Here is a 19,341-nt window from a genome sequence, read left to right on the forward strand (position 1 = left end):
CGTCATCGCGGTTGGGCCGGTGCGATCAGCACATCGCAACCGGCCTGGGCAAGCACTTGTGGCATGACGCCGCGGTAGAACAGGCGTCGCAGCGCGGACGGGGTCCGGCCGCCGATCACCAGTAGATCAGCTAGCAATTCGCGTTCCTTGTCGAGTATCAGTTCGGGCGCATGGGCGCATTCGGCAATCTTGAATGCCTGTCGCGGCGACAGGCCGGCCTGGTCGAGCAGCGCATCGAGGCGGTCGAGCGCGGCTTCGCGCTGGTCCGGCGGGCAGGCCTGGTCGGCCGCGTCCGGCTGCCGGGGCAGGGCATGGAGCACGGTCAGCTCGGCTGCCGGCGCAAAGCGGCGCGCAAGCTGCAGGCAGTCCGCCGCACGGTCCGCCGACAGTTCGATGGCGACCAGCACACGCCGGTACGGTGCGGCGCCGGGGCGGCGGACGATCAGCAGCGTGCCGTGTGGCGGGGTCAGCAGTTGACGGGTCAGGGCCGTCAGCCCCTCGCGCGGCCACGGGGCCGGCTGGTGGGCGGCGAGGGTCAGCGGATGGCGCTGACGCTGGATATCAAGCTCGGCCAGACTGGCATCGGCCAGTACCTGCCAGTCGCCACCGGTCGGGAACCGGGGCAGCGGGCGCGGCAAGGGCGCCAGCGGTGACCAGGCGGGCGGGGCGATGCGCAACAGGGTGCCGCCGGCGGAGGCCGGCGTGCCGAGCGCGGCGGCGGCGTCGATGAGCGGCTGCTCGTCGGCCACGCCGTCGCTGACAATCAGTACCCTGTTCGTCGAATCCATCGCGCCCCTTGCCATTTGTCCGTCATGCGCCGCAGATCCGGCATACCTTTACAGTATTGCAGATGGTGGGGATACGGAAAATTCGGGCGGCACGTAAGGGAAACCCGTAGGGCCGGGCGGTCCGCCCGTCACGGCAGCGAAGAACAGGACGGGCATGGCAGGGTTCCATCAGGCGGACGGCCGCCTGTGCCGTCCCGGCCCGTCAGTCTCCGGCGGCCAGCAGCGCCTGCACCAGGGAGTTGACGTGTTGCCGGGCCATCGCGTCGGCACGGTCGCTGTCGCGCCGGCGGATTGCATCGAGCACCGCGACATGCTCGCCGCGATTGCACGCCAGCTGGTCGAAGCTGAACGGCCGCCGGCCGCACATGGCCATCATCTGTCCATACAGCGCATGCAGCAGGCGCGACAGCGTCGGACTGCCGGCAGCAGCCAATAGCGCTTCGTGGAAATGCTGGTTGGCGCTGGCATAGCCGGCGCGGTCCTGGGCGGCTATGGCCTGTGCCTGACGGTCGATCGAATCGGCCATGACCGCGATCTGCGCCTCGTCGGCCTGGGCGGCGGCCAGCCGGGCCACCATGCCCTCCAGCGCCTCCCGGGCCCGGGCGATGTCGCGTACCTCGTCGGCACGGAAGGCCGGCATGAACACCCCCTGGCGCGGCCGCACCTCGACCAGCCCCTCGGCTTCCAGCCGGGAGATCGCTGCCCATAGCGGCGAGCGGCTGACACCCAGTTCCTGCGCCAGCGCCTCGACACTGATCTTGTCACCCGGCGCATGGCGCTCGCCATCGAGCAGAATGGCGCGAACGGTCGCATAGGCGTCGCTGCTGAGGGTGGAACGGGACAAGGGCTTGGTCATGGCAGGCGGGGCAGTGGTCAGGGGTGCTATCGTACCGCGCCTGTGCCCCGGCCGCTCAGTCTCCGTGTGCCGCGCCAGCCGCTGCGGCCGGTGCGGCGCAGTCGCCGGCCGGCGATCTGGCGACGCGGAGGGCCGTCCGGTCGGCTGCGTGATCGGCCGGGGCGCCGGCGATGGCCAGCCCGTACAGCAGCAGCGCCACGCCGAACAGGCGGGCGATGATGAACAGCGCCACAGCGGTCGGGTCCGACCGGGAATCGTCGTCGTGCATGGCAGCCCTTTCGTCATGTTTCGTGTTTCATGTTACGTGTCACAATAAAGGACGTCAACCGGCATCCGCCCCGCCGGCTTCCGCGCGGTGATGAAAATCGGGGATACTGGGCGGCTGTTGAATTCCGGATATCTTGTGTCATGACTGACATGCGCGATGTCCATCGCATCTGGCGAGTGTTCGCCTTCATGGCCGTCTACGTGGTCCTGGACCTGTTCACCGGCCCGTACGCCGCTTTTCTGCCCAATGGCCAGGTCTGGCACCCGGCCGCCGGCCTGGCGCTGGTGTTCCTGCTGCTGGAAGGGAACAAGGCGCTGCTGCCACTGCTGCTGACCATCGTGCTGGCGCAATGGCTGGCCCCCTTTCCGGTCGAGAACACCGTCAATACCCTGCTGCCCGGCCTGATGCCGGTGCTGGCCTATGTCGCCACCGCCCATGCCCTGCGGCGCGGCCTGCCGGACGGCGGCTTTTTTGCCGACCACCGCAGCCTGCTGCGGCTGACCGGCGTGATCGTGGCCGGCGCCCTGTTCGGCACCCTGCTGCATACAGGTGCACTGGTCGCGATCAGTGGCAATACCCAGATACTGAGCGTCGATGTGCTGATCCGTTACTGGATGGCCGAGATCGCCGGCATGCTGATCGGCATGCCGCTGTTCTACCTGCTGTGCCGCGAGGATTCGCGTGCCGACTTCGTGCAGGCGGTCTGCAAGCGCGAGACGCTCGGCTGTGCGCTGGCGATCAGCGTGATTCTGGCCGGCGCATGGCTGCGACCGGATGACCGCATCCTGACGTTCTATCTGCTGTTCCTGCCGCTGGCCTGGGCGGCGGCACGGCAGGGCATGGCCGGGGTCATTGTCGCGGCCGTGGTGCTGGAGGCCGGCGTGACCACCGCCATCCTGCTGGCCGGCTGGCCGGGGCCGCAGATGCCGGACGTGCAGGTACTGCTGCTGACACTGACGCTGGCCGGCTTCCTGACCGGGGTGGCGGTCGATCGCTCGCGGCGTGCCAGCGCCGAGCTGCGCCAGTCGCTGCGGCTGGCTGCGGCCGGTGAAATGGCCGGAGCGCTGGCGCATGAGCTGAACCAGCCGCTGACGGCGCTGTCCGCCTACGGCAGTGCCTGCGCGCGGCTGATCGAAAGCAATGGCGACGATGCGCTGCTGAGAAAGACCGTCGGCGCCATGGTGGCCGAGTCGCGGCGGGCCTCGGATGTGCTGAAGCGTCTGCGGGAATTCTTCCGCTCCGGTTCGACGGCGCTGGAACCGCTGCCCGTGGCGCGCCTGATAGCTGCCGCCACCGCACCGTTTGTCGAGCGCGCGCGTCTGCGCGGTGTCGAGTTCGTGGTGGCGCCGGCGCCGGAAGCCTGTCTGCTCGGTGACCGGGTTCAGCTTGAGATTGTGCTGCGCAATCTGCTCAGCAATGCGTTCGAGGAGGTCGAGCAGGCGTCGATCGCCTCACCGCGGGTGGTGGTCGAAAGCGGCGCCGGTGACGGCTGGGCGTGGATACGCGTTCGCGACAGCGGCAGCGGCATTCCGAACAAGATCCGCGCCCGGCTGTTCGAGCCCTTCGTGTCGATGAAGGCCAGCGGCATGGGGCTCGGCCTGGCGATCAGCCGGGTGATCATCGAAACCCACGGCGGCACGCTGACGGTCGAGGCCGGCACGCACGGCATTCTGAAAATCCGGCTTCCGCTCGATGCCGGTGACGTTGAGACTTCCGATGACCCACACTGACCTGACGGTTTTCATCGTCGACGATGACCCCGGCGTGCGCGATGCGCTGAGCCTGTTGCTGAGCCTGCACGGCTATCGCACCGCGCTGTTCTCGACCGCCGCCGACTTCCTCCAGCGCTGGACTCCGGGCCTGAGCGGCTGCCTGCTGCTGGATATCCGCATGCCGGACATGGACGGGCTGACCCTGCAGCAGACCCTGCGCGAGCGGGGCTGCCGGCTGCCGGTCATCATCCTGACCGGGCATGGCGACGTCGATTCGGCGCGGCAGGCCTTTCGCTCGCAGGCGCTGGACTTCCTGGAAAAACCGGTCGACGAGCAGCGGCTGCTGCAGGCGATCGAGGAAGCCTGTGCCAGCCAGACCGCGGCGCAGCACCAGCGCCGTGGCAGTGACGAACATGCGCGCCGTTACGCGACGCTGACTCCGCGCGAGCGCGAAATCATGCAACTGGTCGTCGATGGCCGGCACAACCGCGATATTGCCGAGCTGCTCGGCATCAGCGTGCGCACGGTCGAGGTGCACAAGTCGCGGCTGATGGACAAGCTCGATGCGGCGTCGATTGCCGATCTGGTGCGCAAGCACCTGTCGCACGGCACCGGACACGGCTAGGACATACCCGGTACCTGCATTGCGCAGCATGGTGATAATCATTATCATTCTCGTTTGATTTCGAACGGGAGCTGTGCCAATGGCCGAAACATGCTGGTCGAGACACATCGTGTCCGACATGACCCTGTCTGCCGGTTCGCGGGTCCACAGCGACTATCTGGACGTGCGCGAACCGGTGTTCGAGGGGCTGCAGGTCATCGTCTCGCTCAGTGCCAGGCTGTCGGCCAGCATCGACGGTCAGCGACCGTTCGATGTCGCCGATGCCGGCGTCTACCTGGTGCTGGCGGCCGGTCGCCACGAGGGGCGCGACCGCTTCGCGCCCGGCACGCTGCAGCGCTACGTCAAGATCGGCATCGACCGCCAGGCGGCGCAGCGTCACGGGCTGGACCTGGAACGGATTGCGCAGGCCGGCGGTGAACGGCTGGGCACTGATGCCATCATCGTCCGCCGCCAGCCGCTGACACCGTCGCTGCGCGCCATCGCCTCGCAGATCCTGACCTGCCCGCTGGACGGCGGCTTGCGCGATCTGTACCTGGCCGGCAAGGGGCTGGAACTGACCGCCATCGCCACCCGCCAGGCGCTGGCCGTCGCGGGACGGCCGGCAGCACGGCGCTGGTCGGCCGGCGATATCGAGCGGCTGGAGCAGGCGCGCGCCCTGGCCACTGCCCACGCCCATGCGCCGCTGACGCTGGATCAGCTGGCACGCCGGGTCGGCGTCAATGTGAAGAAACTGACTTCCGGTTTCCGCGAGCTGTTCGGCACCAGCGTATTCGGCCACGTGCAGGAGGTGCGGCTGGCCGAGGCGCACCGCATGCTGTCAACCGGCGCCTACAGCGTGTCCGAAGTCGCCTGCCATGTCGGCTACGCGATTCCGCATTTCTCGACCCTGTTCCGCAAGCGCTTCGGCCTGCCGCCCAGCCAGCTGGGCCAGGGCTGACCGGCGGTCCAGATCACGAATGTCAAAGCCCGGCGGGCGAAAGCGCCTGCACTGGCAACACCGTACAGTATCGAGATTCATTCTCATCTGATTACTGTCCAGGACATTGCCACCATGCCGTTACCCGCCCCGCTTCGCCGACCGCCGTCGCGCCACAAACCGGTTGCGCTCGCCGTACTGACGCTGTGCACGGCATTGCCGGCGTGGGCCGGGGAGGGCGACGACGCGGTCCGCCTGCCGGCGGTGACGGTCGATGCCGCCGCGCCGCGTCATCTGCCCTCGGCGCAGACCGGCTCGTACACCGCGCCGGCGGTCAGCGTCGGCTCGAAAATCCCCGCCAGCCTGAAGGAAACGCCGCAGTCGGTCAGCGTCATCACCCATCGTCGCATCGAGGAGCAGAACATGACCTCGCTCGAAGACGCGATGGCGCAAACCACCGGTGTAACCGTCGACCTGTCCGGTACCGCCGTGGTGCCGGCGTTCTACTCGCGCGGTTTTCCGATCGAGTATTTCCAGTTCGACGGCGTGCCGCTGCAGACCGGCGGCTCGTCGTGGACCCAGCCCGATCTGCTGATGTACGACCGGGTTGAAATGCTGCGCGGGGCGGCCGGGCTGTTCAACGGGGCCGGCCAGCCGGGCGGCGTGATCAATCTGGTGCGCAAGCGGCCGACCGCCGCGCCGCATGCGTCGGTGGCGCTGAGCGCGGGCTCATGGGACAGCTGGCGCGGGGAGATTGACGCCAGTTCGGCCCTGAACGAGAGCGGCACCGTGCGTGGCCGGGTGGCGATGTCGTATGCGGAGCAGGATTACCCGGTCAATATCGCCAACAGCGAACGCACGGCGCTGTACGGCATCCTGGAAGCGGATCTGGGGTCGCGCACGCGGGCGTCGGTCGGTGTCAGCTACCAGAAACGCGACTGGGTGCCGCCGATGATGGGGCTGCCGCGCTACAAGGATGGCGGCGACCTCGGCCTCGGTCGCAAGACCTTCCTCAGCACCCCCTGGTCGCACTGGAATTTCGAGACTACCCAGCTGTTTGCCGATCTGACCCATGATTTCAACGACGACTGGCAACTGAAAATCAGCGCCAGCGGCGAGCGGGAAACCAGTGACCTGAAATACGCGTATGTGAGCGGTGCGGTCGACCGGGTCACGCTGGCCGGGCCGAAGCTGGCCGGTGGCGCCAATGCGTACCGCAACAGCCAGCTCGGTATCGACGCCATGCTGTCCGGCGCATTCCAGGCGTTTGGCCGTCGTCACGAAGTGGTGGTCGGCGGCAATCTGTACCGGCGCGAGGCCGATGCCGACGGCGGCGTGCTGCCCGGCTTCGGCGGCACGGCCGTCGACGTATTCAACTTCCATCCCGGTGCCATCGCCGACCCCGGCAGTCCGCGCTGGACCAGCAAGAACCGCACCGATACCCGCCAGAGCGGCCTGTACGGCGTGGCGCGACTGAAACTGGCCGATCCGCTGACGCTGATCCTCGGCAGCCGGGTCAGCTGGTGGCAGAGCGAGGCACACAACCGGCTGACCGGTGCCACCAGCAGCGACTATCGCCAGAATGGCCGGGTCACGCCGTATGCCGGCATCGTCTACGACCTCGATCCGACCTGGTCGCTGTATGCAAGCTATGCCGACATCTTCCGGGTCCAGAGCGACAAGCTCGACGAAAGCGGTGGCCGCCTGCCGCCGGTGATCGGCGCCAACTACGAGGCCGGCATCAAGGGGGCGTGGTTCGACGGCGGTCTGAATGCGTCGTTTGCCGTGTTCCGCATCGACGAAACCCACCGCGCGGTGCTGGTATCGCCGGTGGCGGCCGGCGGTTGCTGCTACGCCGACAGCGGCAAGGTGCAGAGCCAGGGGTTCGAGGCCGAGCTGTCCGGGCAGTTGTCGCCCGGCTGGCAGATGGCGGCCGGCTACACCTGGAATCACAGTGAATACAAGAGCGACCCCACGGCAGGCGGGCAGAACTTCCGCTCGTTCACGCCGCGCCATCTGCTGCGGGTGTGGACCGGCTATCAATTGCCCGGCGAGTGGAACCGCTGGGATATCGGCGGCGGCGTCAGTGCGCAGAGCGCCATTTTCAGCGAAGGCGGCCGGCCGTCGGTGCGCGTGGCCCAGGGCGGCTACGCGGTCTGGAACGCCCGCGTCGGCTACCGCTTCGACAAGACCTGGTCGGCCAGCCTGAACGTCAACAACCTGTTCGACCGCGAGTACTACCAGCGGCTTGGCAGCAGCGGCTTCGGCCCGGCCAGTTTCGGCAATGTCTACGGCGACCCGCGCAACGCCACGCTGACCGTGCGCGCCAGTTTCTGACGCCCGGTTCCGTTTCGCCGCGGGCTTGCCCGCGGCCTGTCCTTTTTCCCCGTGAGAGCCCCATGTCCGTGTTCCGTTTCCTGTTTCCCCCGCTGTGGTCCGGCCTGCTGCTGGCCTGGCTGGCGTTTGGCCAGACCGCCATCGCCGCCACCGTCGTTGATGCTGCCGGGCGCACCGTGGTCGTCCCCGACCGGGTCGAGCGCATCCTGCTCGGAGAAGGGCGACTGATCTATACGCTGGCGCTGCTGGAGGGCAAGCGGCCGTTCGCCCGCGTCGCCGGCTGGCAGGGCGATTTCCGCGGCCTTGACGTGCAGGGCTACGCGGCGTTTCGCCGCGTCTTCCCGCAGGCGGATGCGATCCCGCTGGTCGGCGGCACCTCGCCGGAAACCTTCAGCGTCGAGAAGGCGCTGTCGGTACGACCCGACATTGCCTTCATGACCCTGTCCGGCGGCCACGGGCCGACGCCGGGCAGCGAGGCCGTGCGGCAGTTGCAGGCTGCCGGCGTGCCCGTGGTGTTCGTCGACTTCAGCAATCACCCGCTGCAGAACACCGTACCCAGCCTGCGCGCGATGGGCCGTGCGATCGGCCGCGATGCCCAGGCTACCGCCTTTATCGACTTCTATACCCGCGAAGTCGGCCGGGTGACCCGGGTGCTCGATGCCGCCGCGCGTCGGCCCGACTGGCGGCGGCCGACTGTTTTTGTCGACATGCTGGCCGGGCTGCGCGACTGCTGCGGCTCGCCGGGCAAGGGCAATCTCGGCGACCTGATCGCCGCCGCCGGCGGTGACAATATCGGCGCCGGCCGCATTCCCGGACCGATCGGCACCCTGAGCGTCGAATATCTGCTGTCCAGCCGCCCGGACGTCTACGTGGCGACCGGCGTGTTCGCGGCCGGGCAGGGCGGGGTGACGCTGGGCTACCAGGCGACGCCGGCCCAGGCCCGTGCCAGCCTGCGCCAGGTGGCGAATCGTCCGCAAACCCGCGAGCTGGATGCCGTGCGCAGCGGGCGGGCATTCGGCCTGTGGCATGTGTTCTATGACTCGCCCGAACACCTGATCGCGCTGCAGGCGCTGGCCCGGTGGCTGCATCCGTCCCGCTTCCCCGACCTGGACCCAGAGCGGACCCGCGCCAAGCTGTATGCGCGCTTCATGCCGATTCCGGCCAGCGGCGTGTTCACCATCGGACCGGTGGCGCCATGACGGCCGCCACAATCCCGCAGACCCCCGGCGGCAGTGCCGGCTACCGCCGCCGTCACGCCCGACGCGCGACCCTGGTCGGCGCGCTGGCCGTGGCGCTGCTGGCCAGCCTGGTCCTGGACATCGTCAGCGGGCCGTCCGGCCTTGGCTCCGCCGATCTGCTGCGCGTGCTGCTGCACCCTGACACCACGTCGCGCATCGACCGGGTCATCGTCTGGGACGTACGGCTGCCGCAGGCGCTGATGGCGGTACTGGTCGGCGCGGCGCTGGGACTGGCCGGCGCCGAGATGCAGACCGTGCTGAACAATCCGCTGGCCAGCCCGTTTACGCTCGGCGTGTCGTCGGCGGCGGCATTTGGTGCCGCGCTGGCGATCGTGCTCGGTGTGGGCCTGCCCGGCGTGCCGGTGGCCTGGCTGGTCCCGGTCAATGCCTTTGTGTTTGCACTGGCATCGGTCGTCCTGCTGTACCTGCTGGCCCGCTGGCGCGGCTTTGGCGTCGAAAGCCTGGTGCTGTTCGGCATTGCGCTGGTCTTTGCTTTCAACGCGCTGGTGGCGCTGCTGCAGTTCGTCGCCAGCCAGGACACGCTGCAGCAGCTGGTGTTCTGGACCCTCGGCAGTCTGGCGCGCGCCAGCTGGGACACGCTGGGCCTGCTGGCACTGGCGCTGGCGATTCTGCTGCCGTGGTCGATGCGCCAGAGCTGGGCGCTGACGGCACTGACGCTGGGCGAGACGCGCGCGCGCAGTTTCGGCGTCGACGTGGCGCGGCTGCGGCGCTTCTCACTGCTGCGCATCAGTCTGCTGACGGCGCTGTCGGTGGCTTTTGTCGGCACCATCGGCTTTATCGGCCTGATTGCGCCGCATATCGCCCGGCAACTGGTCGGCGATGACCACCGGCTGCTGCTGCCGGGCAGCGTGCTGGCCGGCGCGCTGATCCTGTCGCTGGCCTCGGTGGCCGGCAAGACGCTGATCCCCGGCGTGCTGATTCCGGTCGGCATCGTGACGGCACTGGTCGGCATTCCGCTGTTCATGCTGATTGTGGCGCGGACACGGGGAGAACAGTCATGAACGCCGGCGTGAAGCGTCTCGATATTGACGGCCTCGGCATGCGCTACGGACAGCGCCGGGTGCTCGACGACATCCGGGTGCCGGCACTGACTGCCGGCAGCCTGACCGCACTGATCGGTCCGAATGCGGCCGGCAAGTCCACATTGCTGCGCGGCGTGGCCGGACTGGCACCGGCTTCGGGCCGGGTGCTGCTCGACGGGGAAGACCTGGCCCGCAGCCCGCAGGCGGAGCGCGCGCGGCGCATGGCCTATCTGCCGCAGACCCGGCCCGGTCGATCCCGGCTGGGCGTGTTCGAAGCCGTGCTCAGTGCGGCGATGGCCGCTCGTCCGGGGCGGGGCCATGCCGCTGCTGCCGACCTGCATGCCGTGGATGCGGTGCTGGCACGGCTCGACCTGACGGCGCTGGCCGATCGCGGCATCGATGCGCTGTCCGGCGGCCAGCGGCAGCGGGTCGGGCTGGCTCAGGCGCTGGTACGCGATCCCGCCGTGCTGCTGCTGGATGAACCGACCAGTGCGCTGGACCTCCACCACCAGTACCGGGCCGTTGACGTGATCCGTCGCGAAACCCGCGCCCGCGGGCTGATCACCCTGCTGGTCGTGCACGATATCAATCTGGCGCTGCGCTTTGCCGATCGGGTGCTGGTGCTGCATGACGGCCGGCTGGTGGCCGACGGCAAGCCCGGTGCGGTCATCGACCGCGAACTGCTGGCCCGCGTCTACCGGGTCGATGGCGAAGTGACCGGCATCGGCGGTCGCCCGACCGTCCTGGTGCATGGCGTGGTGCGCCGGCCGCATCCCGGTGCTGGAAGACGGGAGGCTGACGCAATCGGAAACCCGTGATGCCCTGATGACGCAGCCCGACCATGGGGTTGAAGCTGGCGGAGCAACCGGTGGACCGCGCCGCTGCAACAGCGCATGGCGACTGAACCTGTGCCGGTTCAGCCCCCCGAGCGCTTGACGGCATGGCCCTGCGCGCCCAGCCAGGCGATCACCGTATCGCGATGGTCGCCCTGGATCTCGATGACGCCATCCTTGACCGTGCCGCCGCTGCCGCAGCGGGTCCGCAACTGCTTGCCGAGTGCGGCCAGCGCCACGGCATCGACCGGCACGCCGCGCACCGTGGTGACATCCTTGCCGCGCCGGCCCTTGCTTTCGTGCGCGACGCGCACGATGCCGTCGCCGGCGGCGGGCAGGGCGGCCCGGCACTGGCAGTGGTCGAGCGGCTGGCGGCAGGCAGGGCACATGCTGCCGTGTTCGGTCGAGTAGACCAGGCCCCCCTGGGCGGAACGATGCTTCATCTCGGGGTCGCATTTCTGTCGGGAATGCGCATTATCGCGACAAGTGCGCCGTGCCGCGAGCCCCATGCGCGGCGGTACAATGGCAGTCTGTGCTGACGGCGCCTGCCCGCCCGTCCGGCGAGTCTGGAGCGATGATGGAAACCCGTTGGCTGGAAGATTTTCTGGTGCTGGCCGAAACCGGCAGCTTTACCCACTCGGCGCAGGCGCGCCACCTGACCCAGCCGGCCTTTTCGCGCCGGATCCAGGCACTGGAGAACTGGGTCGGTACCGAACTGATCGACCGGACCTCCTATCCGACCACGCTGACCCCGGCCGGCGTGGTGTTTCGCGAACGCGCAGCCGACATGCTGAACCAGGTGCTGGCGACGCGCGCGCTGCTGCAGGGCATGAAGCCGCTGCCGGAAGACACGCTGTCCTTCTCGGTGCCGCATACGCTGTCGTTTTCGTTCTTCCCGAAATGGCTGACGCAGATGGAAGCGCGCTTCGGCCAGCTGGCCTGCCGGCTGCAGGCCAGCAACGTCCACGACGCGCTGCTGTCGCTGGTCGAAGGCGGCGCTGACCTGCTGCTGTGCTATCACCATCCGAAAAAACCGGTCGAGCTGCCGCCGACGCATTACGCCGGGCTGCGACTGGGCGTTGAGAGTCTGCGCCCGTATGCGCGCTGCGGCCGGGACCGCGTGCCCCGCTTTCGCCTGCCGGGCACCCGCGAGGCGCCGGCGCCACTGCTCGGCTATGCGGCGAATGCGTATTTCCGGCTGATGACCGAGCTGATTCTCGACAATGCGCCCGAGCCGTGCCACCTGACGCTGCGCTATGAAACCGATATGGCCGAAGGGCTGAAGAACATGGCGCTGGAAGGGCATGGCATCGCCTTTCTGCCGCAGAGCGCGGTCACGCGCGAAGTCCGCCATGGCCAGCTGGCGCCGGCCGCCGGCGACGAGTGGGCGGTCGATATGGAGATCCGCGTCTACCGGCGGCTGAAACCGGCCCGGCCGGCCGTCGAGACATTCTGGTTGTTCCTGCAGGATCAGTACGCACCGATCTGACGGCATGCCCCTGTGCCCAGGCGTCATCAAAATCCGCTTTTGTGCAGGTTATGCAAAAAAATCATGACCCGATCGGCATTCGGAATTGGTCAGGATTTGCCGGTCGCGCCTAGAGTGCGCTCCTTCGCATTTCTCCGCCCCGAAAGGCACCCGATGAGTACCCGGATTGAGCATGACCTGATTGGCAACCGTGACGTTCCCGCCGATGCGTACTGGGGTGTGCATACGCTGCGGGCGATCGAGAATTTCCCGATCACCGGGCAGACCATTTCCAGTTATGCGGAACTGATCAATGCGCTGGCACTCATCAAGCAGGCCGCCGCGCTGGCCAACCATGATCTGGGCCTGCTCGACCAGCGCCGCACTGACGCCATCGTCGGCGCCTGCGAGGACATCCGTGCCGGTCGCTGGCACGAGCAGTTCGTCGTCGACGTGATCCAGGGCGGTGCCGGCACCTCGACCAACATGAATGCCAACGAAGTCATCGCCAACCTGGCGCTGGAACGGCTGGGCCATGCCAAGGGCGAATACCAGTACCTGCACCCGAACGAACACGTGAACCTCGGTCAGTCGACCAACGACGTCTACCCGACCGCGCTGCGGCTGGCGACCTGGACCGGCGTGCAACGGCTGGTCGGCGCCATGGCCACCCTGCGCGACGCCTTTGCCGCCAAGGCGGACGAGTTCAAGGACGTGCTGAAGATGGGGCGTACCCAGCTGCAGGACGCCGTGCCGATGACGCTGGGCCAGGAATTCATGACCTATGCGGTCATGCTCGGCGAAGACGAACTGCGTCTGGGTGAAGCCAGCCAGCTGATGCTGGAAATCAACCTCGGCGCGACCGCGATCGGCACCGGCATCAATGCCCACCCGGACTACCCGGCCCGGGTGCGCGAGCACCTGTCGGCGCTGTTCGGCCAGCAACTGATTACCGCCCCGAACCTGATCGAAGCCACCCAGGACTGCGGCGCCTTCGTGCAACTGTCCGGCGTGCTCAAGCGCGTGGCGGTCAAGCTGTCCAAGACCTGCAACGACCTGCGCCTGCTGTCCAGCGGCCCGCGCGCCGGCTTTGGCGAAATCAACCTGCCGGCCCGTCAGGCCGGCTCGTCGATCATGCCGGGCAAGGTCAATCCGGTCATTCCGGAAGTGGTGACCCAGGTCGCCTATGAAGTCATCGGCAACGACATGACCGTGACCATGGCCGCTGAAGCGGGCCAGCTGCAGCTGAACGCGTTCGAGCCGGTCATTGCCTACAGCCTGTTCCGCAGCGTCAGCCACCTCGCCAACGCCTGCGGCACGCTGACCGAGCATTGCGTGAAGGGCATTACCGCCAACCGCGAATTCCTGCGCGCCCAGGTCGAGAACTCGATCGGGCTGGTCACGGCACTGAACCCGTTTATCGGCTATGCGGCCGCCACCGAAGTGGCTGCAGAAGCTCATGCCCATGGCGGTGGCGTGGCCGACATCGTGCTGGCGCGGGGCCTGATGACCCGCGATCAGCTCGATGCCGTGCTGAACCCGGAATCGCTGACCCGCCCGCGGCTGGTGACGCTGTAAGAGCAGCGTATTGCTGTGCAGCCTCCGTACCAGACTGAGTTCAACCGTCTGGTGTACGGAGGTTGCCCATGCCGACCATCATGCAAAAGGCCCGCTCCGTCGTGAAAACGACGGAGCGGGCCTTTCGTTTGCGGGCGCTATTACTCGCTCTTGACCATCAGCACCGGCACCGGGCTGTTGCGCAGCACCATTTCGGCGTCGCTGCCCATCAGCAGCCGGGTCAGGCCGCGGCGGCCGTGGGTGCCCATGACGATCATGTCGGCCGGCCAGGCTTTGGCCTGCTCGACGATCAGGTCGGCCACGCTGTGGGCGGCGGTTTCGGTGATCGCGGTTTCGACCGTGACGCCATGATCGGCGGCGAGCTTGTGCGCGTCGGCGATGATCTGCTGGCCGGCTTCACGCAGTTCGCTGGTCAGATCGGCACCGGCGCCACCGCTCATGGCGGCATAGGCAATCATCGGGTCGATGATGTGGAACAGCTTCAGCGTGGCGCCGAGGCGCGCGGCGAGCGCGATGGCTTCATGCAGGCCATGGGACGAAGCGGGGCTGCCGTCGACGGGGACGAGGATGTGCTTGTACATGCGTTCTCCTTGGTAAGACGAAACGGGTAAAAGGCTCAGCGGGTCAGCAGGTCGACGCCGTCTTCGGTCACGGCGACCATGTGTTCCCACTGCGCGGACAGCGAACGGTCACGGGTCAGCACGGTCCAGCGGTCGGGCAGGACTTCGGTACCGGGCTTGCCCATGTTGATCATCGGTTCGATGGTGAAGGTCATGCCGGGCTTCAGCCGGGTGCCCATGCCGGGCCGGCCGTAGTGCAGGACCTGAGGATCTTCATGGTAGACGCGGCCAATGCCGTGTCCGCAATATTCGCGCACCACCGAAAAACCGGCGGCTTCGGCGTGGCGCTGGATGGCGTGACCGATATCGCCGAGCGTGGCGCCGGGGCGGACCGCTTCGATGCCGAGCATCATCGCCTCGTGGGTCACGTCGATCAGTTTGCGGGCCTGCGGGGCGATCGTGCCGACGCTGTACATGCGGCTGGTGTCGCCATGCCAGCCGTCCTTGATCAGCGCCACGTCGATATTGAGGATGTCGCCGTCCTTGAGGATCGTCTGCGCGTCCGGGATGCCGTGGCAGACGACTTCATTCAGCGAAATGCACACGGTCTTCGGATAGCCGTGATAGCCGACATTGGCGGCAATGCACTTTTGCGTGTTGACGATATAGTCGTTGCACAGGCGATCGAGCTCGTTGGTGCTGATGCCGGGGCGGACGTGCTCGCCGATCATGTCCAGCACGTCGGAGGCGAGCTGGGCGGCAATGCGCAGGGATTCGATTTCCTGCCGGGTTTTAATCTGGATAGCCAATTGTGTTCATTCTCCATACAGAATCCCCGATAGTGTCGCGCAGACGGGGGGTATAGAGAAGCGAAAAATGCCCGCCGCGTAACGGGCTGCGGCGGGTCTCCACTTGTGGCGTCAACGCGAGCCTGGCCTCTGGCGAAGGCTGGCGAGTTCCCGCTCCTGCGCCGACAGCCGCTGGCGCAGCAGCCGGTTCTCGCGCGACAGCTGGTCGGGCGAGGCGGGCGGCACGGCCGCGCCGAACTTGCGGCGCCAGTTGTAGAACGTGGTGTCGCTGATATGGTATTTCCGGCACAGGACAGCGGCCTGGGCGCCGTTGGCCGCCTCGCGCAGGATGGCCAGAATCTGCATGTCGCTGAAACGCGGCTTGTTCATGGCAGTGTTCCTCTCCGGATTACGGGCCGACCCAGTCGGCGGCCGGGCGCGGTCCGCGCGCCGACTGCCTGGACAGCGGCTGCTCGCGCATCAGCAGATGCACGGCCAGTGCCGACAGCAGTGCCACGACGGCCGCCGCGCCGAGCAGACTGGCGAAACCGTGGGCAAAACTGTCACGGGCCAGCGCCAGCGCGCTGTCGCGCAGGGCTGGCGGCAGTGCCAGCGCCGCCTGCAGCGCATCGCCGGACAGCACGCGCTGGACGAAATCCGCATCGGCCGGTGCCGTCCCGCTGTCGAGCATGGCCCGGGTCCGGGTAGCAAGAACCCCGCCAAGCCCGCCGACCGCCAGCACGATGCCGGTGAAACGGGTGGTGGTGCTGATGCCGGATGCCATGCCGGTGCGGGTACGCGGCACGCAGGCCATGATGTTCTTCTGGGTATCGCCATTGAGCAGACCCGCTCCGGCGCCGGTCACCAGCATGCCCAGCGCCACCCAGCCGTAGTACAGCGTCGGTGCGGCCAGTGCGGTGAGCGCATTGCCGATGCCGACCAGCACCAGGCCGAGCACCAGCACGCCATGCATCGGCAGATGACGGCCGAGCCACGGGCCGATGCGCGGCCAGATCACCATCGAGATGGCGAACGGCAGCATGGCCAGACCGGCGCCGACCGAGGTATGGCCGAACGCGTTCTGCATGTAGAGCGGCAGGAAGGTCATCATCACCTGTGCCGACGTTGCATAGCCGAACATGGCCAGCACCGCACCGATAAAGCGCGGGCTGCGGAACAGCGCCAGATCGACCATCGGCCGCTGCTGGCGCAGCTCGACCACGATGAACAGCATCAGCAGCAGCACGCCGGCCCCGGCGCGGCCGAGGGTGGCGGTGCTGGTCCAGCCGGCCTCGCTGCCGCCAATCAGCGCCCAGATCACGCCGAACAGGCCGGCGCTGAAGCACAGGCTGCCGAGCGGGTCGAGCCGGGCTGCCTGCGGATCGCGCGACTCGTCGATACAGCGCCAGACCAGGGTCAGCAGCAGCAGGCCGATCGGCAGGTTCAGATAGAAAATCCAGCGCCAGCCGAGCCAGGCGGTGACGATGCCGCCGAATACCGGGGCGATGGTCATGGCCAGCCCCATGCAGCCGCCCCAGAACGACCACGCGCGCATCCGCTCGCGCTCCTCGTGGAAGGTGTGGCCGATGACCGCCAGCGCCGAGGTCAGCAGCAGGGCCGAGCCGACGCCCTTGATCGCGCGGGCGATGTTCATCGCCGTGGTGGTTTCCGCCGCACCGCAGGCCAGCGACGCCAGAATGAAACCGACCAGGCCGACCAGCATGGTGCGCCGCCGCCCCCAGCGGTCGGCAATGCTGCCGGCCGGCAGCAGGCAGGCGGCAAAGGCCAGCATATAGGCACTGACCACCCATTCGAGATCGGCGAAGCCGGCATTCAGCGAGCGGGCGATGGCCGGCAGCGACACTGCGACGATATTGGTGTCGAGCACGATCAGGCTGCACACCGCCGAGGCGGTCATCAGCACCCAGACCGGGCGCCGTTGCGGGAGAAAATCGGAAAGCGACATGGCGGACTACCGGAAATGAAGTAACGCAGCCGCCATGGTAGGCAACACTGAATTAGCCGTCATTGCGGTAATCTGGCAAATTAATTGCCTGCAGGCTAATTGTTGGCGGAAGAGGCCGTCGCGACATGGAACTCAGACAGTATCGCTATTTCATTGCCGTGGCCGAGCAGCTGCACTTTGCGCGTGCGGCCGAGCTGCTCGGTATCACCCCGCCGTCGCTGACCCGGCAGATCCAGGACATGGAGCGCGAGCTCGGCGTCAGCCTGTTCCACCGCACCAAGCGCAGCGTGGCGCTGAGCGCCGCCGGCGAGGTGCTGCTGACCGAGGCCAGACTGGCGCTGCTGCAGTGCGACCGTGCCGAGGAGCGGGTGCGTCGTGCCGGGCGCGGCGAGAGCGGGCGCATCGAGATCGGTTATGTGGCATCGGCGGCCTATTGCAGCGTGCTGCAGACCTATCTGGCCCGCTTCCGCCTCGATATGCCGGGGGTCGAGTTGCGCCTGCACGAGCTGTCGATGGAGCGCATCCCGACCATGCTGGACGATGGCGGACTGGATCTGGCCTTTGTCCGTCCGCCGCTGGATTTCCCGGACGGCATCGACACCGTCACCGTGCATCGTGATCACTTTGTCGTCGTACTGCCGGATGCGCACCCGCTGGCGAAACTGGCGTCGATTCCGGCGGCGCGGCTGCGCCACGACACGTTCATCCTGCCGGAGCAGGACTATGGCACCCACGAAGTGTCGCGGCGCGGCGACTTCATGCCCCGGCTCGGGCCGCGTGCCGGCGGGCTGGTGGCGGTGGTGACCCAGGTGTCGCTCGGGGTCGGGGTGGCCATCGTGCCGCGGGTGCTGGCCGAGTGCCTGCGCATGCCGAAAGTGGTCTATCGCGAACTGAATGGCGAACCGATTCCGTCCGAACTGGCGCTGGCCTATCGCCGGCACGAAAAGGCACCGGCGGCCATGGCGCTGATCCGGCATATCCGCCGCTCCGTCCATCAATAAAGCATTTCAGACTAAACTGATATACTGCCGTGATGGAGGAACAGTCTGGGCGGACCATGCATTACACGTACTGCAATACCCTGGATTTTGTGCTGTTCGACAAGAAACCGGCGGTGACGGAAACCGCCGCACACTTTCATCCGTATGGCCAGCTGGTGCTGCCGTTTGGTGACGACGTTGTGGTGCGTATCGGTGAAGGCGACGCCCACCCGCTGCCGGCCGGCAGCGTGCTGTTCCTGTCGCCGTTCGTCCGTCACCATGTCTGGCTGGAACGCCCGGGGGGGCACTGGGACTCGCTGTCGGTCAACCTGGCCCGGCTGGGCGACGATTTCTTTTCCATGCCGTATACCCGGCCGATCCGGCAGTTCTATCAGGACGGTTTCTATGGCGTGCTGTTCGAGGGCGAAGCAGCGCGCCATTGCCGGGCCGAATTCGCCACGCTGGACAATGTGTTCCATATGGCGCACCTGCTGACGGCGCTGCGGATCATGAGCGGGCTGGCGCTGGCGCCGGCGCGGCGGCGCCTGTCGGTCGACATTGCCCAGCCACCGGACCGGCGCGAGATCGAGCTGTGCCAGACCATTGCCGAACATATCCGCAACGGGCTCGGCGGCGAGCTCGACATCGACAGCACGGCGGCCATGGTGCACATGTCACCGTCCAATTTCTGCCGCTTCTTCAAGCGCTATTTCGGCCAGCCGTTCTACGCCTACGTGCTGGGCAAGCGCTTCGAGGCCGCCTGCTATCTGCTCGACTCGTCACCGCGCTCGATCCAGGACATTGCCGACCGGCTCGGCTTCCATTCTGCATCGCATTTTGCCATGACCTTCAAGCGCCGCCAGGGGCTGACGCCGGGGCAATACCGGCGCAAACAGGGTGTGGCGCGGGCCTGCTGAGCGGCCGGGGCTTGCCAGACGGCGGTATTCCTGAGAAAACGCCCGGCACTTCTTTACCGGGCACACGCCATGATCACCGAACTGCATATTGAAGACATCCTGACCGGCGAGGGCAAGGCCGTCGTCAAGGGTGCCCTGATTACTGCCGAGTACGACGGCTTTCTGGAAGACGGGACCCTATTCGACTCGTCGCGGGCGCGCGGCAAGCCGTTCCAGTGCGTGATCGGCAGTGGGCGGGTGATCAGGGGCTGGGACCTGGGACTGATCGGGATGAAGGTCGGCGGCCGGCGCCGGCTGCATGTGCCCGCCCATCTCGCTTATGGCGAGCGGCAGATCGGCGCCCATATCAAGCCGAACTCGGACCTGATCTTCGATATCGAGCTGCTGGAAGTGCTGACGCGGGACGACTGAAGCCCGTTCCACGGTGTCTGCCACCCGTGACATGGATGGCAGGGCATGCTGCGGCCA

Annotated in this window: 20 protein-coding genes; 12 read left to right on the plus strand and 8 right to left on the minus strand. The window is 67.4% G+C overall.

Annotation, left to right across the window (positions count from 1 at the left end):
• Positions 1 to 2: 2 nt before the first annotated feature.
• The 3 genes from ACYVG8_RS08305 to ACYVG8_RS08315 form a co-directional block, all read right to left on the minus strand.
• Positions 3 to 788, minus strand: a complete 786-nt coding sequence (locus ACYVG8_RS08305) for a universal stress protein (RefSeq protein ID WP_331637777.1) — start codon at positions 786 to 788, stop codon at positions 3 to 5.
• A gap of 202 nt (positions 789 to 990) precedes the next feature.
• On the minus strand, positions 991 to 1,632 hold the full coding sequence (locus ACYVG8_RS08310) for a GntR family transcriptional regulator (RefSeq protein WP_158537430.1): 642 nt from the start codon (positions 1,630 to 1,632) through the stop codon (positions 991 to 993).
• A gap of 67 nt (positions 1,633 to 1,699) precedes the next feature.
• Entirely contained in the window at positions 1,700 to 1,912 is a 213-nt protein-coding gene (locus ACYVG8_RS08315) for a hypothetical protein (protein ID WP_036385599.1), read from the minus strand.
• Between the two features lie 140 nt (positions 1,913 to 2,052).
• Between ACYVG8_RS08315 and ACYVG8_RS08320 the strand changes: the two genes are divergently transcribed.
• The 7 genes from ACYVG8_RS08320 (at position 2,053) to ACYVG8_RS08350 (ending at position 10,601) form a co-directional block, all read left to right on the plus strand.
• On the plus strand, positions 2,053 to 3,642 hold the full coding sequence (locus ACYVG8_RS08320) for a sensor histidine kinase (RefSeq protein ID WP_159076033.1): 1,590 nt from the start codon (positions 2,053 to 2,055) through the stop codon (positions 3,640 to 3,642).
• The gene (locus tag ACYVG8_RS08325) at positions 3,629 to 4,249 is read left to right on the plus strand and encodes a response regulator transcription factor (protein WP_028498759.1); all 621 of its coding nucleotides are present in this window, start codon (positions 3,629 to 3,631) and stop codon (positions 4,247 to 4,249) included. Before ACYVG8_RS08320 ends, ACYVG8_RS08325 begins: the two co-directional genes overlap by 14 nt.
• Before the next feature lie 118 nt (positions 4,250 to 4,367).
• Positions 4,368 to 5,186 (plus strand): helix-turn-helix transcriptional regulator, encoded by an 819-nt coding sequence (locus tag ACYVG8_RS08330; protein WP_233495233.1) that lies wholly within the window; start codon positions 4,368 to 4,370, stop codon positions 5,184 to 5,186.
• Positions 5,187 to 5,300: 114 nt separating this feature from the next.
• Positions 5,301 to 7,502: a TonB-dependent siderophore receptor gene (locus ACYVG8_RS08335; protein WP_460745380.1), complete on the plus strand. Its 2,202-nt coding sequence runs from the start codon at positions 5,301 to 5,303 to the stop codon at positions 7,500 to 7,502.
• A gap of 62 nt (positions 7,503 to 7,564) precedes the next feature.
• Positions 7,565 to 8,701 carry an ABC transporter substrate-binding protein gene (locus ACYVG8_RS08340; RefSeq protein WP_460745381.1) on the plus strand — a complete coding sequence of 379 codons (1,137 nt, stop codon included), beginning with the start codon at positions 7,565 to 7,567 and terminating at the stop codon, positions 8,699 to 8,701.
• Positions 8,698 to 9,762, plus strand: coding sequence for a FecCD family ABC transporter permease (locus tag ACYVG8_RS08345; RefSeq protein WP_460745382.1), 1,065 nt, complete (start codon positions 8,698 to 8,700; stop codon positions 9,760 to 9,762). The genes ACYVG8_RS08340 and ACYVG8_RS08345 overlap by 4 nt, the downstream gene beginning before the upstream one ends.
• Positions 9,759 to 10,601 carry an ABC transporter ATP-binding protein gene (locus ACYVG8_RS08350; protein WP_460745383.1) on the plus strand — a complete coding sequence of 281 codons (843 nt, stop codon included), beginning with the start codon at positions 9,759 to 9,761 and terminating at the stop codon, positions 10,599 to 10,601. Before ACYVG8_RS08345 ends, ACYVG8_RS08350 begins: the two co-directional genes overlap by 4 nt.
• 98 nt (positions 10,602 to 10,699) lie before the next feature.
• Here ACYVG8_RS08350 and ACYVG8_RS08355 read toward each other — a convergent pair whose 3' ends face one another.
• Positions 10,700 to 11,059: a translation initiation factor Sui1 gene (locus ACYVG8_RS08355; RefSeq protein ID WP_460745384.1), complete on the minus strand. Its 360-nt coding sequence runs from the start codon at positions 11,057 to 11,059 to the stop codon at positions 10,700 to 10,702.
• Between the two features lie 131 nt (positions 11,060 to 11,190).
• Between ACYVG8_RS08355 and ACYVG8_RS08360 the strand changes: the two genes are divergently transcribed.
• Entirely contained in the window at positions 11,191 to 12,105 is a 915-nt protein-coding gene (locus ACYVG8_RS08360) for a LysR family transcriptional regulator (protein WP_460745385.1), read from the plus strand.
• 153 nt (positions 12,106 to 12,258) lie between these two features.
• Positions 12,259 to 13,662, plus strand: a complete 1,404-nt coding sequence (gene aspA / locus ACYVG8_RS08365; protein WP_107889758.1) for an aspartate ammonia-lyase — start codon at positions 12,259 to 12,261, stop codon at positions 13,660 to 13,662.
• Positions 13,663 to 13,802: 140 nt separating this feature from the next.
• On the opposite strand, the gene ACYVG8_RS08370 is transcribed toward aspA, so the two are convergent.
• The 4 genes from ACYVG8_RS08370 to ACYVG8_RS08385 all read right to left on the minus strand — a co-directional run bounded on the left by ACYVG8_RS08370 (position 13,803) and on the right by ACYVG8_RS08385 (position 16,976).
• On the minus strand, positions 13,803 to 14,243 hold the full coding sequence (locus tag ACYVG8_RS08370) for a universal stress protein (RefSeq protein WP_028498752.1): 441 nt from the start codon (positions 14,241 to 14,243) through the stop codon (positions 13,803 to 13,805).
• Between the two features lie 35 nt (positions 14,244 to 14,278).
• A complete protein-coding gene (gene map / locus ACYVG8_RS08375) occupies positions 14,279 to 15,031 on the minus strand; it encodes a type I methionyl aminopeptidase (protein ID WP_331637782.1) in 753 nt (250 codons plus the stop codon).
• Positions 15,032 to 15,142: 111 nt separating this feature from the next.
• On the minus strand, positions 15,143 to 15,400 hold the full coding sequence (locus ACYVG8_RS08380; protein WP_028498750.1) for a transposase: 258 nt from the start codon (positions 15,398 to 15,400) through the stop codon (positions 15,143 to 15,145).
• Positions 15,401 to 15,419: 19 nt separating this feature from the next.
• A complete protein-coding gene (locus ACYVG8_RS08385) occupies positions 15,420 to 16,976 on the minus strand; it encodes an MFS transporter (RefSeq protein WP_460745386.1) in 1,557 nt (518 codons plus the stop codon).
• A 125-nt stretch (positions 16,977 to 17,101) separates the two neighbouring features.
• On the opposite strand from ACYVG8_RS08385, the gene ACYVG8_RS08390 reads away from it, so the two are divergent.
• The 3 genes from ACYVG8_RS08390 to ACYVG8_RS08400 all read left to right on the plus strand — a co-directional run bounded on the left by ACYVG8_RS08390 (position 17,102) and on the right by ACYVG8_RS08400 (position 19,284).
• Positions 17,102 to 17,977 (plus strand): LysR family transcriptional regulator, encoded by an 876-nt coding sequence (locus ACYVG8_RS08390; RefSeq protein ID WP_028498748.1) that lies wholly within the window; start codon positions 17,102 to 17,104, stop codon positions 17,975 to 17,977.
• Positions 17,978 to 18,033: 56 nt separating this feature from the next.
• A complete protein-coding gene (locus tag ACYVG8_RS08395) occupies positions 18,034 to 18,873 on the plus strand; it encodes a helix-turn-helix transcriptional regulator (protein ID WP_028498747.1) in 840 nt (279 codons plus the stop codon).
• Positions 18,874 to 18,942: 69 nt separating this feature from the next.
• Entirely contained in the window at positions 18,943 to 19,284 is a 342-nt protein-coding gene (locus ACYVG8_RS08400) for an FKBP-type peptidyl-prolyl cis-trans isomerase (protein ID WP_028498746.1), read from the plus strand.
• Positions 19,285 to 19,341: the final 57 nt, after the last annotated feature.

The sequence above is a fragment of the Microvirgula curvata genome, assembly GCF_054781615.1.

Coding starts and splice junctions, on each gene's coding strand:
- ACYVG8_RS08335 (WP_460745380.1), top strand. CDS start 5,301: ATGCCGTTACCCGCCCCGCTTCGCCGACCGCCGTCGCGCCACAAACCG.
- aspA (WP_107889758.1), top strand. CDS start 12,259: ATGAGTACCCGGATTGAGCATGACCTGATTGGCAACCGTGACGTTCCC.
- ACYVG8_RS08325 (WP_028498759.1), top strand. CDS start 3,629: ATGACCCACACTGACCTGACGGTTTTCATCGTCGACGATGACCCCGGC.
- ACYVG8_RS08360 (WP_460745385.1), top strand. CDS start 11,191: ATGATGGAAACCCGTTGGCTGGAAGATTTTCTGGTGCTGGCCGAAACC.
- ACYVG8_RS08345 (WP_460745382.1), top strand. CDS start 8,698: ATGACGGCCGCCACAATCCCGCAGACCCCCGGCGGCAGTGCCGGCTAC.
- ACYVG8_RS08390 (WP_028498748.1), top strand. CDS start 17,102: ATGGAACTCAGACAGTATCGCTATTTCATTGCCGTGGCCGAGCAGCTG.
- ACYVG8_RS08380 (WP_028498750.1), bottom strand. CDS start 15,400: ATGAACAAGCCGCGTTTCAGCGACATGCAGATTCTGGCCATCCTGCGC.
- ACYVG8_RS08330 (WP_233495233.1), top strand. CDS start 4,368: ATGACCCTGTCTGCCGGTTCGCGGGTCCACAGCGACTATCTGGACGTG.
- ACYVG8_RS08315 (WP_036385599.1), bottom strand. CDS start 1,912: ATGCACGACGACGATTCCCGGTCGGACCCGACCGCTGTGGCGCTGTTC.
- ACYVG8_RS08370 (WP_028498752.1), bottom strand. CDS start 14,243: ATGTACAAGCACATCCTCGTCCCCGTCGACGGCAGCCCCGCTTCGTCC.
- ACYVG8_RS08400 (WP_028498746.1), top strand. CDS start 18,943: ATGATCACCGAACTGCATATTGAAGACATCCTGACCGGCGAGGGCAAG.
- ACYVG8_RS08305 (WP_331637777.1), bottom strand. CDS start 788: ATGGATTCGACGAACAGGGTACTGATTGTCAGCGACGGCGTGGCCGAC.
- ACYVG8_RS08340 (WP_460745381.1), top strand. CDS start 7,565: ATGTCCGTGTTCCGTTTCCTGTTTCCCCCGCTGTGGTCCGGCCTGCTG.
- ACYVG8_RS08350 (WP_460745383.1), top strand. CDS start 9,759: ATGAACGCCGGCGTGAAGCGTCTCGATATTGACGGCCTCGGCATGCGC.
- ACYVG8_RS08320 (WP_159076033.1), top strand. CDS start 2,053: ATGACTGACATGCGCGATGTCCATCGCATCTGGCGAGTGTTCGCCTTC.
- ACYVG8_RS08355 (WP_460745384.1), bottom strand. CDS start 11,059: ATGAAGCATCGTTCCGCCCAGGGGGGCCTGGTCTACTCGACCGAACAC.
- ACYVG8_RS08385 (WP_460745386.1), bottom strand. CDS start 16,976: ATGTCGCTTTCCGATTTTCTCCCGCAACGGCGCCCGGTCTGGGTGCTG.
- ACYVG8_RS08395 (WP_028498747.1), top strand. CDS start 18,034: ATGCATTACACGTACTGCAATACCCTGGATTTTGTGCTGTTCGACAAG.